This window comes from Streptomyces sp. NPDC043680, assembly GCF_056436685.1.
Map to the genome: position 1 here is coordinate 99,337 of NZ_JBWKCE010000014.1, position 14,472 is coordinate 113,808.

The window sequence follows — 14,472 nt, forward strand, 5'->3', positions numbered from 1 at the left end:
GGTGTGGCCCCGGTCCCCGCCCCGGCACCGGTGGGATGCCGGGGCGGGCACGGGCCGGTCAGGCGGCGGGTGCCTCGATGTAGCTGAGGGCGTTGTAGATCGTGCGGTCGGGGTCCGTGATGGCGCGGCGGCCGTGCATGACCCGGGTGTTGTCGATGACGGCGGCGTCGCCGTCCTGCCAGTCGAGGTTCTCGGTCAGCCGGGCGGTGACCTCCTCGACCTCGGCCAGCAGCTCCGGCGGGAACGCGGTGCCGTCGGCGAAGGTGATGGTGGGCTTCTCGTAGTTGAAGGAGGGGCCCAGGATGGAGTTGGCGAAGGAGAGCCGCTCGCCGAAGACGGTGGTGCCGGCGGCGGGGGTGCGGAAGGAGTAGCGGACGCCGCCGTCCTCCTGGGGGACTATCTCCGTACCGTCCAGCCGGGAGGCGAGCGCGAGGAGTTCCTCGACCTTGATCTCCTCGGCGGGCTTCGTCTTGCCCAGCAGGTGGTGGGCCATGGCGCGCCACTGCGCCTCGGAGACGTAGCGGCTGTAGACGATGTCCTGGGCGGCGAAGGCCTCGCGGGCCGCGGGGCTGAAGGCGTCCCAGACCCGGTAGCCGTCGCAGACGGTGGTCTGGGAGCCGGAGGAGGCCGCCTTCTCGCAGAAGAACCAGGCGACGTGGGCCCGGAAGGGGCTGTTGCCGTTCTCCGTGTGCAGGCCGACCTCGTCGAAGCCCGCGTCGACCTTCTGGGCGACCTCGGAGTAGAAGTCGCGGGCGGGGTCGAGGGTGGTGGAGGTGGAGGTGTTCTGGACCAGCGTGGTGAAGGAGTCCATGTCCGAGTCGAAGCCGCGCAGCAGCAGGAATCCGGCCTCGGCGAGGAGGTCGCGCAGGACCTTGGGCTCCACGTCCGCGAGGCTGCCGCCCTCGACGGGCTCCACCAGCAGCCCGCTACCGGTGCCGTAGGCGGTGGTCTTCACAGCGGTGCTCATGCTCTCTCCTTGGTCGTGGCGGGCTCGGCGCCTTCGCCGGCCCGGTGCTCTCGCAGCACGTGGGACCGGATGACGTCACGGCGCGGACGGCCGGTGACGGTGAAGCAGGTGGCGTATGCGGGGTCGTCCTCGGACATCAGGTGCACCACGGCGGCGCGCTCGATGCCGGAGAGGCGTTCGCGGCCGAACTCCTCGATACGGCGCCGCGCGGGGCCGTGTTCGAGACCGGACTCGATGACGAACAGGCCGTGGACCTGCTCCAGCCCGTCGGCGACGACGGCCGCCTCGCGGATGAAGCCGATCTCCCGGTAGCGGGCCTCGACCCACTCGGGCGACACGTTGCGGCCGCTCGCGGTGATCACCATGGACTTCTTGCGGCCGGTGATGCGCAGGTAGCCGTCCTCGTCGATCTCGGCGAGGTCGCCGGTGTGCAGGCGGCCCTGCTCGTCGACGACGACGCTGGAGGGGTCCTCGCGGGTGTACCCGGCGAACAGCGAGGTGGAGCGGATGAGCAGCTCCCCGTCCTCGGCGAGTTCGGCCTGGACGTGGTCCAGGGGGCGGCCCACGGTGCCGAAGCGGACCTCGCCGGGGAAGTTCCAGGAGACCACCGAGGAGTTCTCGCTCAGCCCGTAGCCCTCGTGCACGGTGAGCCCGTACGCGTCCAGGCGCTGGAGGATTTCGGCCGGGACGGGCGCTCCGCCGCAGGCGATGAAGACCCCGGCCTCGTGCCCGAAGATGCGCGTGCGCCGCTGCGCCACGCTCTCCTCGGGGTGCTGGTCGCACAGCGCGAGGAAGAGGCCGGCGACCGTGGGCGGGACGACCAGGGCGGTGGGGCGGGCCTGGCGCAGCAGGGCGAGCATCCGGGGGGCGGCGTCGGCGGCGGTGCCGACCAGCGCGGTGCCGGGGGGCAGGAAGGAGACCGAACCGCCTGCCAGGAAGGGCATGTAGAGGCCGGCGACCTGCTCGATGAGCAGGCTGAGCGGGACGATGGAGAGGTAGCGCTCGAAGACGGCGGGCTCGGTGCGCGCGCGCAGCGAGGTCAGCAGGGCGTCCAGGCCGTGGCGGCGGATCTGCACGCCCTTGGGGGCGGAGGTGGTGCCGGAGGTGTGGATGACCTTGACGACGGCGTCCTCGGCGGGCACCTCGGGCCGCGGCGCTCCGTCGCCGGCCTGGGCCAGCAGCGCCCGTACGTCGATCGGGACCACGGGGCAGTCGGCCCGCAGGACGCCCCGCTCGGTGTCCTTGGCCCAGCGCTCCAGGGCGCGGGTGCCGCCCTCGTCGACCAGGCAGATGTCGGCCGCATCGAGGAGCGAGGCGGCCTGGTCGGCGGCGAAGGCCGTGGGGACGGGCACCTCGACGGCGGCGGAGAACAGGACGGCGAGGTCGGCGACGACCCACTCGGGCGAGTTCTCGGCGAGGAGTCCGACGCGGGCCGGACGGCCGTGGTCGGCGGCCCACTCCTGCATCTGTCCGGCCAGGACGAGCGCCGCGCCGATGATGTCGCGGTAGCGCCAGGTGGCGCCGGCGGCTCCGTCGGCGGAGAGCACCCGCACCATCACGGCGTCGCTGTCGGCCTGGGCCAGCAGGCCCTCGGCGAGGGAGAGGACGGCGGTCTCAGGCGGCACGGGTCAGCACCTTCTCCGGACGGCTGCTCAGCAGCCTCATGTCGACGGACTCGAAGCAGTAGCGGCCGATCGCGGCGAAGAGCAGGGTGCTCTGGTCGACGGCCTTGGCGTAGCCGACCATCGGCCGGGTGTCGTAGTAGGAGCCCCAGGAGGCGGCCTCCTCGGGGGCGAGCCGGTCGGGCGAGGCGTCCGCGAGGGGGTGGAAGACGCAGCCGAGGCGCTCCATGAGGGCGGCGAGGCGGCCGGTCATCGTCATGACCGCGTAGGGCCGGCCGAGGCAGGCCATGACGAGGGGGATCGACTTGATGATCTCGCCGCCCGCGGAGGCCCGGACGGAGGCGATGTTGCCTATCTGGAGGACCTGGGAGCGCTGGACCTCCTCTCCCACGGCGCCGGCGATGACCTGTTCGACCGGGGCGTCGAGGTAGCACTCCAGCAGGATGCTGTCGGCGCCCTCGGGGAAGGACAGGCCCGCACAGGCGAGGACTTCCTCCCTGCCGTCCTCGTTCTTCTCGAAGAACGCGAGGAAGCCGTCGGGGTCGGGGGAGATGTCGGCCTGGTACTGCTTGGCGAACACCTCCCGTGCCATGTCCGCAGCGACCTGCCAGTCCGGTGTACCGCGCTGCGAAAGCGTGATTCTCATGTGCTGCGCCGCCTTAGAGGATGGAGTGGGAGCGGAGGGAAGTGCTCACCGCCCCAGCAGGGCGGCGGAACGCCTGGCCGCCGGCTGTGTGCTGACGGCGAGTTCCGCGGCCCGCAGGGCGCTGTTGACGGAGGTTTCGGCGAGGATGCCGGGAGCGGCCACGGCGTCGCCGATCAGGTAGACGCCGTCGCCCCGGTCGATGGCGGGGCGGTCGCGCCAGCTGAGGCCGGGCAGGTCGAGGGCTCCGGTGCGGCCGCGGGAGACTCCGTCGCGGCGCCACAGGGTGCGGTCCTGCCAGCCCGGTGTGGTGAGGTCGAACAGCTTCTCCAGGCGGCCGATCGCCTCGGCCTTGGACTCGCCCGGCCGCAGGGGCATCGCACCCTGGAAGAGTGCCTGGCCCTTGGGGGCGAGCGAGGGATCGTGGTCGGAGTACTGCGAGGTGAAGCCGCCCTCGTCCATGTCGAAGGAGACGTTGCCGTCCTTCTTGGAGCGGGTCACGGCCAGGTCGACGAGGGCGGCGGTGCCGCTGGGCCAGTCCAGCGAGCTGTCGCCGAGCAGGCTGCGGGCGGAGGCCAGCGAGGTGGCGACGATCACCGGTCCGTCGGTGGGCAGTTCGGTGATGCGCGAGCCGGTTTCGATGACGACGCCGTGCCGCCTGGCCACGCGTTCCATGCGCTCGATGACGGTTCCCCAGCCGCCGATGAAGTAGCGGCTCGGCAGCGGGAAGCGGGGGGTGCCCACGCGCAGCAGCCGCTCCCAGACGAAGGCGGCGGACAGCCGGCCGGGGTCCCCGTCGAAGAGGATCGGGCCGAGGAAGCCGAGGGCCTCGTTGACGGTCTGCTGGGCGAAGCGCTCGCTCGCCCAGTCCTGGAAGGAGCGGTCGACGGGGACCTCGATGTCCCGGTGCATCCAGGTCATCTTCATGTAGCCGCCGGGCAGCGTCATGCGCAGCTTGCCCTGGTGGCGGAAGCGCATCCGCGTCCACTCGTGGAAGGACAGCCGTACGTAGCGTCCGGCGAGCCCGCGGTTGAGCAGCCACTGCCAGACGGGGCCGTTGTCCATGATGGTGTGCGGGCCGTCGTTGGTGATGTAGGGCCCGGACGCGGACCGGGCGCGGCCGCCCAGGTGCGAGTGGGCCTCGTGGACGGTGATGCGGGTGGCGCCCTTCTCGGCGGCTGCGATCGCCGCGGCCAGGCCGGCCAGTCCACCGCCGATGATCGTGATGTTCGCCGTGGTCATGCACTCACTCACCTTCGGATTGGCAGGGCATGGCTCAGCCGTCGAGCGTGGCCATGGCGCCGGCGGGGTAGCGGTCTCCCACCGTGCTGCCGTGGGGGGCGATCCGGTCGAGCGCCGCGAGGTCCTCGGCGCTGAGCGTGACGGCGGAGGCCGCCGCGTTCTCTTCGAGGTACTTGACCCGCTTGGTGCCGGGGATGGCGACCACGTCCTCGCCCTGGGCGAGGACCCAGGCCAGGGCGAGCTGCCCGGTGGTGATGCCCTTGGTCGCGGCCAGGGCCTCCAGCTGCTCGACGACGTGCAGGTTGGCGTCGAGGTTCTCCTTCTGGAAGCGCGGGGCGATGCGGCGGAAGTCGTGTGCGGCCAGGTTCTCGACGCCGCGGATGGCCCCGGTCAGCAGGCCGCGGCCGAGCGGGCTGTAGCCGACGAAGCCGATGCCGAGTTCGCGCACCGTCTCCAGGACGCCGTTGACCTCGACGTCGCGGGTGGACAGCGAGTACTCGGTCTGCACGGCGGTCAGCGGGTGGACGGCGTGGGCGCGGCGGATGGTGGGGGCGGCCGCCTCGGAGATGCCGAGGTAGCGGACCTTGCCGGCGGCCACCAGTTCGGCGAGGGCGCCGAAGGACTCCTCCACGGGGACCTGGGGGTCGACCCGGTGCAGGTAGTACAGGTCGAGCCGGTCGGTGCCCAGGCGCCGCAGGGTGCCCTCGACGCAGGCCCGGATGTACTCCGGGCGGCCGTTGAGCCTGCCGGTGATGGTGCCGTCCTCGGTGACCTCGTTGCCGACCTTGGAGGAGACGATGACGTCGTCCCGGCGGCCCGCGATGACCCGGGCGACGAACTCCTCGTTGGTGTGCGGGCCGTAGAAGTCCGCGGTGTCGAGCAGGTTCACGCCGAGTTCGAGGGCGCGGTGGGCCGTGCGCAGGGCCTCCTGGTCGTCGGCCGGCCCGTAGGCGAAGGTCATGCCCATGCAGCCGAGCCCCTGCTCGGATACCGCAAGACCCTGGCTGCCGAGCTTTCGTTGCCGCATCATCGTGCGCCTTCCCGGTGGGTTGTCGTCGCTTGAGATTCTATCGTTGCTAGACTAGAGAAGTGGCCGAGCTCCCCTTGAGGCCGGGTGCAAGCACCCGGCCTCAAGGGGTCGTTGCGCGTGTGTCAGCCCTTCGCGGCCAGTTCGGCGGTGACGGAGGACCAGCTGTGGCCCTGGGCGGCCGCACCGCCCTGCGCCAGCCGCGCCCACGGGTCGGTCCCGAACACCTCGGCCGCCTCCTGCCGCAGCCACACGTCGAAGGCGTCCTCGGAGTCCCGCAGCCGCTTCGCCGCGCCCGCCGGGTCACGGGCCTCAAGCTGGAGGACCACGACGTCCTGCCCGCCGAGCTCCTGCACCGCGAAGGACTCCTGGAGGATCCCGGCCCGCCGCCGGGAGGCCTCGTACGCGCGCAGGCGCGCACCGGCGAGCTGCTCCTGGACCTGCGCCCAGCGCCCGGCCCGCCCCTCGGGCAGGGGCAGCAGCACCGTGGCCGGCTTGACGGTGCGGCGCGCGGCGGCGCGCGCGGCGCCGCGCGAGGCCGGGGCGAGCCGGCGCATGCCGAGCACGGAGAGCATGTTGGACTCGACGCCGATGCCCCACCGCTCGGCGATCAGGCCGTTGTCCAGCAGCCGCCACACCACGACGCCCTGGAACTCGATGAACTTGCCCGTCGGCTCCATGCCGAGGAACTCGCCGAGGTGGGTGCCGCGCCAGGTGTTGTGGATGACCACGTGGTCGCCGTGGGCGCTCATGTCCTCGATGGTCACGTGCAGGTCCGGGAAGCCCTCCCGCAGCCCCGCGATGGTGTACTTGACGCCCTCCAGGCCCTCCGGTGCGCCCGGCAGCGGCTGGTGGTCGACCATGTCGGGGCTGTAGATCTCGTCGACGATCGAGAAGTCGCCCTTGTTGACGAAGGTGTCGAAGACCGATCGGATGGTCTTCTTGTTGCGCTCCTCGACACTCACGCCGGTGCGCTCGGTCTCTTGTATCGACACGTTCCATCCATCCTTACGTGGTCACTTGGCGAGGTGGGCGTCAGCGGGCGGGAGTGGGGGCGTCCCAGGTGAGGGTGAGGCCCGCGTACAGGTAGCGGCTGGCCTCGATGGCGAGCAGCAGCACGGTGTCGCCGGGCTTGATGCGGCCCTCGGTCCAGCCGGCGTCGAGGGCGAGCGGCACCGCGGCGGAGCCGGTGGCGCCGACGTCGGTGAGGTTCTCCACGATGATCTTGCTGAGGGTGGCCTGGTCGGCGGCCGACAGCCCGGCCGTGCCGTACTCGCTGGCGAAGTACTCGGCGTTGCCCTCGGGCAGCACGCACGCGTCGATGTCGTCGAGGGCGAGCCCCGAGCGCCGCAGCATGTCGTGGATGCCCTCGACGAAGACCCGCGGGCCGAACTGCGCGGTGCCGGGGATGTCGAGCCTGATGTCCATCAGGCGCTTGCGCTGCTGCTGCTCGGCCAGCGGCACGTCGGTGCCGCCGCCGACGATGAGCATGCCGGGTTTGCGGGCGCCGCCCATGGAGCGGGTGGCGAACACCTGGCGGCTGCCCTCGTGGGCCGAGCCCTCCTCGCCCGCGCGCAGCACCATGGCCCCGGCCCCGTCGCCGAAGGTGTAGACGGTCAGCCGGTCGCGCATGCGCACGCTGTACGGGTCGCGGCCGAGGAAGACCGGGGCCAGCAGCGGGGAGACCGACTCCGAGCCGATGACGAGCGCGGTCCGGTAGGTGCCGTCGGCCAGCTGGCGGCGCGCGATGTCGAGCGCCTGGACGGCGCCGACGCATCCGGCGCGGACCTCGATGACCGCGCAGCCCTCCAGGCCGAGCTGCTCCTGCACGTAGGTGGCGGCGACCGGCAGCAGGTAGTCGGGGCTGGCCGTGGAGAGCACGATCAGGTCGACCTCGGCCGCCTCGACGCCCGCCCGCTCCAGTGCCTGGCGGGCGGCCGCGGTGGCCATGGCGGAGGTGCTCGTGCGGTGTTCACCCGTGGCCGGGTCCACCATCCAGTGCCGGCGCTGGACCTGGATGCCCTCCAGTACGTCGTCGGGCAGCGGCCCGCAGATCCGGGCCAGGTCGTCGTTGTCGAGCGGGTCGCCGGGCAGGTGGGCGCCGGTCGCGAGGATCGATACGTGCCGGTCGGCAGGTGTGGACATGGTCAGTTCTCCGTAGCGGGACGCAGGACGAGGCTGATGTGGGTGCCCCCGAGCGAGGAGCTGTTGATGAGCACCGGGCCGCTGCCACGGCCACCGTCCCGGCCGCCGTCCCAGCTCGTGAGCGCGAGCAGGGCCGCCAGCTGGGCTCCCGCGCCGACCGGTTCGCCGAGCGTCCGCTTGGGCGTGTGCACGGGGCAGTCCGCCTGCGCGGACAGCCGGCCGGTGGCCAGGGCCTCGGGGCCGTCGGCCCGCCCCAGCCCGGCCGCATTGGCCCAGATCGCGGTCAGCTCGGCCGGTTCCACCCCGGCGTGGGCCAGGGCCTGGCGCATCGCCCGCTCCACGCCCTCGCCCCGGTCGTCCCAGCGGCCGATGCCCTGGGCGTCGGAGGCGGTGGCGTGCCCGGCGAACTCGGCCAGGATCCGCGCCCCGCGGGCCCGGGCCGTCGACTCGCGCTCCAGCACCAGGGCGATGCCGCCCTCGGCCAGGGTGTAGCCGGCGTCCTCGAAGAGGGGCAGCCCGCGGTAGGCCTCCAGTACGCCCGGCGAGAGGTCCTCCACCGCCGGGCACAGGACGGCGTCCGCGCGGTGCTGCACCAGCAGGTCGTGGGCGACGGTCAGGGCGGAGGCCCCGGCCGCGTGGCCCGTGGTCACCGTGGAGGTGGGGCCCTTGGCGCCGACGTTCATGGCGACCTGGCCGGCCGCCGCGTTGAAGACGGTGTTGGGGAAGACGGCCGGGCTGCCGTGGTCGGGGCAGCCCCCGAGGACCGGCAGCAGGAACTGCTCGATGGAGCGCATCGGACCCAGACCGGTGCCCAGGACCACGCCGACCCGCTCGTCGGCGGTGAGGCCGGCGTGCTCCAGGGCCATGCGGGAGGAGGCGATGGCCAACTGGCTGAGGCGGTCGATGCGGCGCCGCTCGGCGGGCGTGGTGTACGCCGCCGGGTCGAAGTCGGCCCGCGCGACGCGCACTCCGCCCTCCTCGGTGCCCAGCGGGCGGCCCTCCTGCCATGCCTGCCACAACGCCTCGGCCCCCTCGCCGGCCGAGGTGATCGCGGCGAAGCCGGTGATCACGATCTTCTCCGCGGCCGGCTCGGGCGCGGGCGTGAAGCGGCGCCCGGCCGGTCTGCCGAAGGCCACGCACGCGTTGGCTCCGGCGAAGGCGAAGTTGTTCGACAGCGCCGCGTCCATCGCCATCGCGCGGTCCGCGTCCGGCACCGCGTCCAGGCCGCACTTGGGGTCCACGCCCGTGAAGTTGGCGGTCGGCGGGGCGATCTGCTCCACCAGCGCCTGGACGGTGACGATGGCCTCGACGGCGCCGGCCGCCCCGAGCAGGTGGCCGATCATCGACTTGGAGCTGCTGAGCGGCGCGCCCCCGGCCGCCTCGCCGAGGGCGGCGCGCACCGCGTTGCTCTCGGCGGAGTCGTTCTTCGCGGTGCCGGTGCCGTGGCCGTTGATGTAGTCGACGTCCTCGGGGCCGAGTCCGGCCGCCTGGAGGGCCCCGCGGATCGCCCGGGCCGCTCCCTCGCCCTTGGGGTGCGGCGCGGTGGCGTGGTAGCCGTCGGCGGAGAGCCCGTAGCCGAGGACCTCGGCCAGGATCGGGGCGCCCGCGGCGCGCGCCACGGACTCCTCGGCGAGGACCAGCATGCCCGCGCCCTCGCCGAGCGAGAGCCCGTCGCGGTCCTTGGAGTACGGGGCGGCCGGCTTGGTGGACAGCGACTGGAGGCTGGTGAAGCCGGCCCAGGCCGTCTCGGTGAAGGCGTCGCTGCCGCCGACGAGCATCGCGTCGGCGCGCCCGGCCCGGATCGACTCCGTGGCGTGGGCGATGGCGTGGGCGCCGGAGGCGCAGGCGGTGTTGACCGACAGCGAGGGGCCCTTGAGGCCGAAGGCGCCGCTCAGCGCCTCCGCTATGGCCTGCGGCGGGACCAGCAGGTAGTGCCGGCCGTCGTCCTCGCCGCCGCTCTTCTCCTGCGTGCGGCGCGCCAGCTTCTCCGCGCTGCGCAGGCCGCCGTTGCAGGAGCCGAAGGAGACGCCCCAGCGCTCGGCGGGCAGGCCGGTGATGCCGGCCTGCGCGAGGGCCTCCTCGGCGGCGAGCAGGGCGAAGTCCGCCGCAGGCTCGCGCTCGCTGCCGCCGAAGGAGGCGAGGTAGTCGTACGCGGGCAGCCGGTCGGTCTCCACCTCGCCGCCGATGTCGGTGCCGTAGCCGTCCATCGGCATGCCGCGTACGGGGCCGATGGCGGAGAAGCCTGACCGGATGCCCTCCCACAGCGCCTCGGCGGTGTCCCCCTGGGCCGTCACGGCGCCCACGCCGCAGACCACCACGGTCCGCGGCCGGGCGGTGCCCTCGGGCGCGGTGTCGTGCTCGTACACGTCGGTCATGTCCGCACTCCGTCCGGGTGTTTCAGGGTGTTCCGTATGTCCGTCATCAGGCCCGCCCCATGGCGACGGCCACCGCCTGGCCTTCCAGGCCGCGGGCGAGGGCCAGTGCACTGTCGGGCCGGGTTTCGCGCGGTGTGAGCGGGACGTAGTCCAGATCGCACTCTTCGGCGGGGTTGTGGAGGTTCTGCGTGGCGGGGACGACGCCGGAGTCCAGGGTCAGCGCGGCGACGGCCGCGTTGAGCGCGCCGGCGCCCCCGACCAGGTGGCCGGTCTGCGGTTTGACGCTGCTGATCTGCGCCGCCTTGGCGGAGGTCCCGAGGGCGTCGTGCAGGGCGATGGTCTCGCTGGCGTCGCCCTGCACGGTGGCGCAGCCGTGGGCGGCGATGTAGCCGCCGTCGTGGAAGACGCCGCCCGCGTCGGCCAGTGCCCGGGTGATGGCCCGGGACAGTCCGCGGGCGCGGGCCTGCGGGCTGGGCGGCCGTACGCAGTCGTTGCCCGCGCCGAAACCGGTGACCTCGGCGTAGCAGTGCGCGCCGCGGGCCAGGGCGTGCTCGCGCTCCTCCAGGACGAGCAGGGCGGCCCCCTCGCCGAAGACGGAGCCGCTGCGGTCGCGGTCGAAGGGCCGGAACGCCTCCTGCCCGAGCTCGGGGCGGGTGGACAGGACGCCGAGCCCGTCCATCTTCGACATGGCCCACCAGCCGGTCGCGTCGTCGTAGCCGCCGGCGACGACGAGGTCGGCCTCGCCGCGGCGCACGGTGCGCATCGCGCGGCCGATCGCCATCGCGCCGGAGTCGGCGGTCCCGGCGAAGTACGCGTTGGCGCCCCGGATGCCGAACTTCTCGGAGATGTGGAAGCCGGCCGCGGGCTGGAGGCCCTCGACGAAGAACAGCGGGGCGACCACCGAGGAGGCGGTCCGGCCCAGCGTGTACAGGTCGGGGGTGCCGTCCTCGGCGCGGACGGCCTGCAGCTGGGCGATGAGCTCGTCCATGCGCGGCATTTCCTTGTTGCTGCCGAGGAAGAGGCCGGCGCGCAGGCCCAGGTCCTTCTCCCCGTCCAGGCCTGCGTCGCGCAGGGCCAGCGTGGCCCCGGCCAGGGCCAGCTGGTCCCCGCGGCACAGCATGCGCAGGGTGCGCCGGGTCGCCCATTGCGCCGGGTCGAAGTCGTGGATCTCCGCGCCGATGGGGGTGCGCAGCGGAGCCGGGTCGTAGGCGCGCAGCGGGCCGATCCCGCTGCGGCCTTCGAGGATGTTCTCCCAGGTGGGCGCGGCGCCCTGGCCGATCGCGGTCATCAGACCGATGCCGGTCACCATCACGCGCCGCCTGTCGTCGCTCATGCTGTGCCCTCCCAGGGCTTCTCGGCGCTCACGAGGGCGAGGACGCGAGCGGCGGCAACCACACGGCCCCCGACCCGGGCGGTGGCCCGTACGTCGGTCTTGTCTTGGGTGCGCTGCGTCACCTCGGCGGTGATCTCCACCTGGTCGCCGGGGCCGACGAAGTGCTTGAAGCGCACACCGCCCACGGAGGCCAGCCGCCACGGGGTGTCGGAGCCGGCCGCCGCCTTGGCGAGGGCCGCCATGGTCTCCAGGAGCAGGACGCCGGGCAGGATCGGGTGGCGCGGGAAGTGGTGGTCGAAGACCGGCAGCGTGCTCGGAATGTTGCGGACGGCCACGGCCCGCTCGCCGGGCACGAGTTCCACGAGCCGGTCGAAGCCCTGGAAGACCCCGGGGGCGAGCGAGGTGAGGGTGGCGGCCCCGAGGGTGGCTGCGGCGTCGGCGGCGGTGCTCACGCTTCCTCCCGGGGGGCGCCGATGACGATGCTGGTGTTGCTGCCGCCGAACGCGAAGGCGTTGATGAGGGCGGCGCCCACCGGCATCGGGCGGGCGGTGTGCGGCACGTAGTCGAGGTCGAGCCCGCGGTCGGGCTCGTCGAGGTTGACGGTGGGCGGCACCAGCGAGTGGCGCATCGCGTTGACCGCGGCGAGCACCCCGAGACCCAGACTCGCCGAGGTGAGGTGGCCGGCCATGGACTTGGGGGCGCTGACCACGATCCGCTGGGCGTCGGCGCCGAACACCTTCTTGATGGCGACCGTCTCGGACTGGTCGTTTCCGTGGGTGCTGGTGCCGTGCGCCACCACGTAGTCGACGCCTGCGGTGCCCAGGCCCGATTCGGCGAGGGCGCCCTCCATCGCCTGGATCGCGCCGGAGCCGTCCGGCGGCGAGTCGGTGATCCGCCACGCGTTCAGGGTGGAGCCGTAGCCGAGGACCTCGGCCAGGATCGTCGCGCCGCGTGCGCGGGCCGCGTCCATGTCCTCCAGGACGACGGCGACGGCTCCCTCGCCGACGACGAAGCCCGAGCGGTTGGCGTCGAAGGGCCGCGAGGCGTGCTCGGGGTCGTCGTTGTACTGGTCGGTGAGCGCGCCCAGCAGGCTGAAGCCGAGCAGGTCGAGCCAGGTGGTCAGCGAGTCGTAGCCGCCCGCGACCATCACCTTGGCGTCGCCCTCCTGGATGGCGCGGAACGCCTCCCCGATGGCGTGCCCGGAGCCCGAGCAGGCGGTGCTGATGCCCATCATCGGGCCGGTGGCGCCGACCATGCGGGCCATGGCGGCCAGCGGCACGTTCTGGTCGTCGGTGAGGGTGACGGCCGGGGGCTGGCAGATGAAGGCATCCGCCCGGCCGGTGGTGGCCCGCAGGTGGCCGATGTCCAGGAGCGCCTGGAGTTCGGGCCGGCCGACGCTGGCCCCCATGGCGACCCCGCGTTCGTCGCTGGGGTAGACCTCCTCGGAGACCTGGTCGATCCCGGCGTGGCGGACCGCCTCCCAGGCGGCGGCGACCCCGAACTGGCCGACCCGCGAGAGGTGTTTGCGGCCGACGTGGGCGGGGATGGAGGCGGCCGCGTCGAAGTCCTTGACCTGGGCGGCGATGCGTACCGGGAACCCGGAGGCGTCGAAGGTGGTCAGCATCCCGACGCCGCTGCGCCCGGTGGACAGGCCCTCCCAGGTGCTGTCCGCGTCGTTGCCGAGCGGGGTGACGGCACCCATGCCCGTGATGGCCACACGCTTGGTCCCGCTCATCCCACCGGCCCTCCGCCCTGCAGCTGTCGCGCCATGCGCGCCGTGTTCGCCGGGTCGTCGAGGCGCTCGGCGTCGATGAGCGCGCACAGGATGCCGCTCGCTTCCAGGACGGTCTCGCCGTCCACGCTGACGGTGCCGTCCAGGATGGCGGCCTCGTCGTTCATCGATTCGATCCGGGCCTCCATGCGCAGCACCTCGCCGGGTGCCACGGCGCGGTGCGCGGTGGCCTCGCCGACCGCGAGCAGCGCCGCGCGCAGCCGGTGGTCGGTGCTGAGCATGATCAGCCAGGTCGCCGACTGGCACAGGGCCTCCAGCGCGAGGCCGAAGGGCAGTGCGGGGCCGGCCGGGGCGGCCTGCCAGTAGTCCTCGTCGACGGTGGTGACCTTGCGTGCGGTGATGTGCTCGCGGGGGGTCCAGGACTCGATCCGGTCGATCAGGTGGAATCGCATCGTCGTCTTCTTCTTCCGTTCTTCCTCTTCTCCGGTCCGCTACGGACGGCCGATGCCGAGCTGGGCGGAGAACCCGCCGTCGACGGTGAGCAGTTCGCCCGTGGTGTAGCCGGAGTCGGGGCCGGCCAGGAAGACGGCGGCGGCGGCCACCTGCTCGACCGTGGCGAACCGGCGCAGCGGGATCTGCCGCTTGATCGACTTGCCGCCGTCCTTCTGCATCACCTCGTCCACCAGTTCGGTCGGGGTGAAGCCGGCGAGGACCGCGTTGACCCGTACGCCGAACCGGGCGAGCTCGATGGCGGCGGAGCGGGTGAAGGAGTTGAGGGCCCCCTTGGAGGAGGAGTAGTTGGACTGGCCGATCCAGCCGCGCTCGCCCATGGCGGAGGAGATGTTGACGATGGTGGCGTCGCCCGCGGTCATGAACTGGTCCATGACGGCGTGGGTGCAGTGGTAGGCGCCGCCGAAGTTGACCTTCATGACGTTCCACCAGGCGTCGGGAGCAGACTGGTAGATGAGCCCGTCGTCGCTGACACCGGCGTTGTTGACCAGGATGTTCAGGGAGCCCAGCTGACGGGTCGCCTCGGCGACCAGGCGGGCCGCGTCCTCGGGGTCGGCGACGTCGGCGCCGACCGCCACGGCCCGGCCGCCCGCCGCCTCGATCTCCTTGACGACCGCCAGGGCGTCCTCCCGGCGTGAGCGGTAGTTGACTGCGACAGCCGCCCCCTGTTCGGCCAGGGCCAGGGCGATGGCCCGGCCGATGCCGCGTGAGGCACCGGTGACCAGGGCGGAGCGGTCCTTCAGCTTCATCTGTCTTCCCGTTTCTGCTACGAGTGGGCGTCCTGGTCGCTGGTGCCAGGGGGGCGGTGTGCGCGCCCGGCGCGCCGCCGTCCCGCCCGCCCGGGCCCGCGAGGGGCGGCCGGGCGGATACGGGGGG

The 14,472-nt window shown here is 73.0% G+C and carries 13 protein-coding genes; all 13 read right to left on the reverse strand.

The window, feature by feature from the left end:
- Positions 1-58 precede the first annotated feature (58 nt).
- The 13 genes from AC0666_RS25010 to AC0666_RS25070 all read right to left on the reverse strand — a co-directional run bounded on the left by AC0666_RS25010 (position 59) and on the right by AC0666_RS25070 (position 14,345).
- On the reverse strand, positions 59-967 hold the full coding sequence (locus AC0666_RS25010) for a TauD/TfdA family dioxygenase (RefSeq protein WP_468585627.1): 909 nt from the start codon (positions 965-967) through the stop codon (positions 59-61).
- Positions 964-2,592, reverse strand: a complete 1,629-nt coding sequence (locus AC0666_RS25015) for an AMP-binding protein (protein ID WP_468971838.1) — start codon at positions 2,590-2,592, stop codon at positions 964-966. Before AC0666_RS25015 ends, AC0666_RS25010 begins: the two co-directional genes overlap by 4 nt.
- Positions 2,582-3,235 carry a thermostable hemolysin gene (locus tag AC0666_RS25020; protein WP_468585625.1) on the reverse strand — a complete coding sequence of 218 codons (654 nt, stop codon included), beginning with the start codon at positions 3,233-3,235 and terminating at the stop codon, positions 2,582-2,584. The genes AC0666_RS25015 and AC0666_RS25020 overlap by 11 nt, the downstream gene beginning before the upstream one ends.
- A 45-nt stretch (positions 3,236-3,280) precedes the next feature.
- Positions 3,281-4,474, reverse strand: coding sequence for an FAD-dependent oxidoreductase (locus AC0666_RS25025; protein WP_468971841.1), 1,194 nt, complete (start codon positions 4,472-4,474; stop codon positions 3,281-3,283).
- Between the two features lie 34 nt (positions 4,475-4,508).
- Complete coding sequence (locus AC0666_RS25030; protein WP_468971907.1) at positions 4,509-5,501, reverse strand: aldo/keto reductase; 993 nt, start codon at positions 5,499-5,501, stop codon at positions 4,509-4,511.
- Positions 5,502-5,626: 125 nt separating this feature from the next.
- Entirely contained in the window at positions 5,627-6,496 is an 870-nt protein-coding gene (locus tag AC0666_RS25035; RefSeq protein WP_478708324.1) for an ester cyclase, read from the reverse strand.
- Between the two features lie 40 nt (positions 6,497-6,536).
- Positions 6,537-7,646 carry a 3-oxoacyl-ACP synthase III family protein gene (locus AC0666_RS25040; protein ID WP_361716223.1) on the reverse strand — a complete coding sequence of 370 codons (1,110 nt, stop codon included), beginning with the start codon at positions 7,644-7,646 and terminating at the stop codon, positions 6,537-6,539.
- 2 nt (positions 7,647-7,648) lie between these two features.
- Positions 7,649-10,021 (reverse strand): beta-ketoacyl synthase N-terminal-like domain-containing protein, encoded by a 2,373-nt coding sequence (locus AC0666_RS25045; protein ID WP_468971843.1) that lies wholly within the window; start codon positions 10,019-10,021, stop codon positions 7,649-7,651.
- 46 nt (positions 10,022-10,067) lie between these two features.
- On the reverse strand, positions 10,068-11,354 hold the full coding sequence (locus AC0666_RS25050) for a beta-ketoacyl-[acyl-carrier-protein] synthase family protein (protein WP_361716229.1): 1,287 nt from the start codon (positions 11,352-11,354) through the stop codon (positions 10,068-10,070).
- Positions 11,351-11,806, reverse strand: a complete 456-nt coding sequence (locus AC0666_RS25055; RefSeq protein ID WP_356846260.1) for a 3-hydroxyacyl-ACP dehydratase FabZ family protein — start codon at positions 11,804-11,806, stop codon at positions 11,351-11,353. The genes AC0666_RS25050 and AC0666_RS25055 overlap by 4 nt, the downstream gene beginning before the upstream one ends.
- The gene (locus tag AC0666_RS25060; RefSeq protein ID WP_478708325.1) at positions 11,803-13,089 is read right to left on the reverse strand and encodes a beta-ketoacyl-[acyl-carrier-protein] synthase family protein; all 1,287 of its coding nucleotides are present in this window, start codon (positions 13,087-13,089) and stop codon (positions 11,803-11,805) included. Before AC0666_RS25060 ends, AC0666_RS25055 begins: the two co-directional genes overlap by 4 nt.
- Positions 13,086-13,538: a hotdog family protein gene (locus AC0666_RS25065; RefSeq protein ID WP_356846262.1), complete on the reverse strand. Its 453-nt coding sequence runs from the start codon at positions 13,536-13,538 to the stop codon at positions 13,086-13,088. The genes AC0666_RS25060 and AC0666_RS25065 overlap by 4 nt, the downstream gene beginning before the upstream one ends.
- Before the next feature lie 39 nt (positions 13,539-13,577).
- Complete coding sequence (locus tag AC0666_RS25070; protein WP_361716235.1) at positions 13,578-14,345, reverse strand: SDR family NAD(P)-dependent oxidoreductase; 768 nt, start codon at positions 14,343-14,345, stop codon at positions 13,578-13,580.
- Between the last annotated feature and the right edge of the window lie 127 nt (positions 14,346-14,472).

Coding starts and splice junctions, on each gene's coding strand:
- AC0666_RS25025 (WP_468971841.1), bottom strand. CDS start 4,474: ATGACCACGGCGAACATCACGATCATCGGCGGTGGACTGGCCGGCCTG.
- AC0666_RS25020 (WP_468585625.1), bottom strand. CDS start 3,235: ATGAGAATCACGCTTTCGCAGCGCGGTACACCGGACTGGCAGGTCGCT.
- AC0666_RS25065 (WP_356846262.1), bottom strand. CDS start 13,538: ATGCGATTCCACCTGATCGACCGGATCGAGTCCTGGACCCCCCGCGAG.
- AC0666_RS25045 (WP_468971843.1), bottom strand. CDS start 10,021: ATGACCGACGTGTACGAGCACGACACCGCGCCCGAGGGCACCGCCCGG.
- AC0666_RS25030 (WP_468971907.1), bottom strand. CDS start 5,501: ATGCGGCAACGAAAGCTCGGCAGCCAGGGTCTTGCGGTATCCGAGCAG.
- AC0666_RS25040 (WP_361716223.1), bottom strand. CDS start 7,646: ATGTCCACACCTGCCGACCGGCACGTATCGATCCTCGCGACCGGCGCC.
- AC0666_RS25050 (WP_361716229.1), bottom strand. CDS start 11,354: ATGAGCGACGACAGGCGGCGCGTGATGGTGACCGGCATCGGTCTGATG.
- AC0666_RS25060 (WP_478708325.1), bottom strand. CDS start 13,089: ATGAGCGGGACCAAGCGTGTGGCCATCACGGGCATGGGTGCCGTCACC.
- AC0666_RS25070 (WP_361716235.1), bottom strand. CDS start 14,345: ATGAAGCTGAAGGACCGCTCCGCCCTGGTCACCGGTGCCTCACGCGGC.
- AC0666_RS25010 (WP_468585627.1), bottom strand. CDS start 967: ATGAGCACCGCTGTGAAGACCACCGCCTACGGCACCGGTAGCGGGCTG.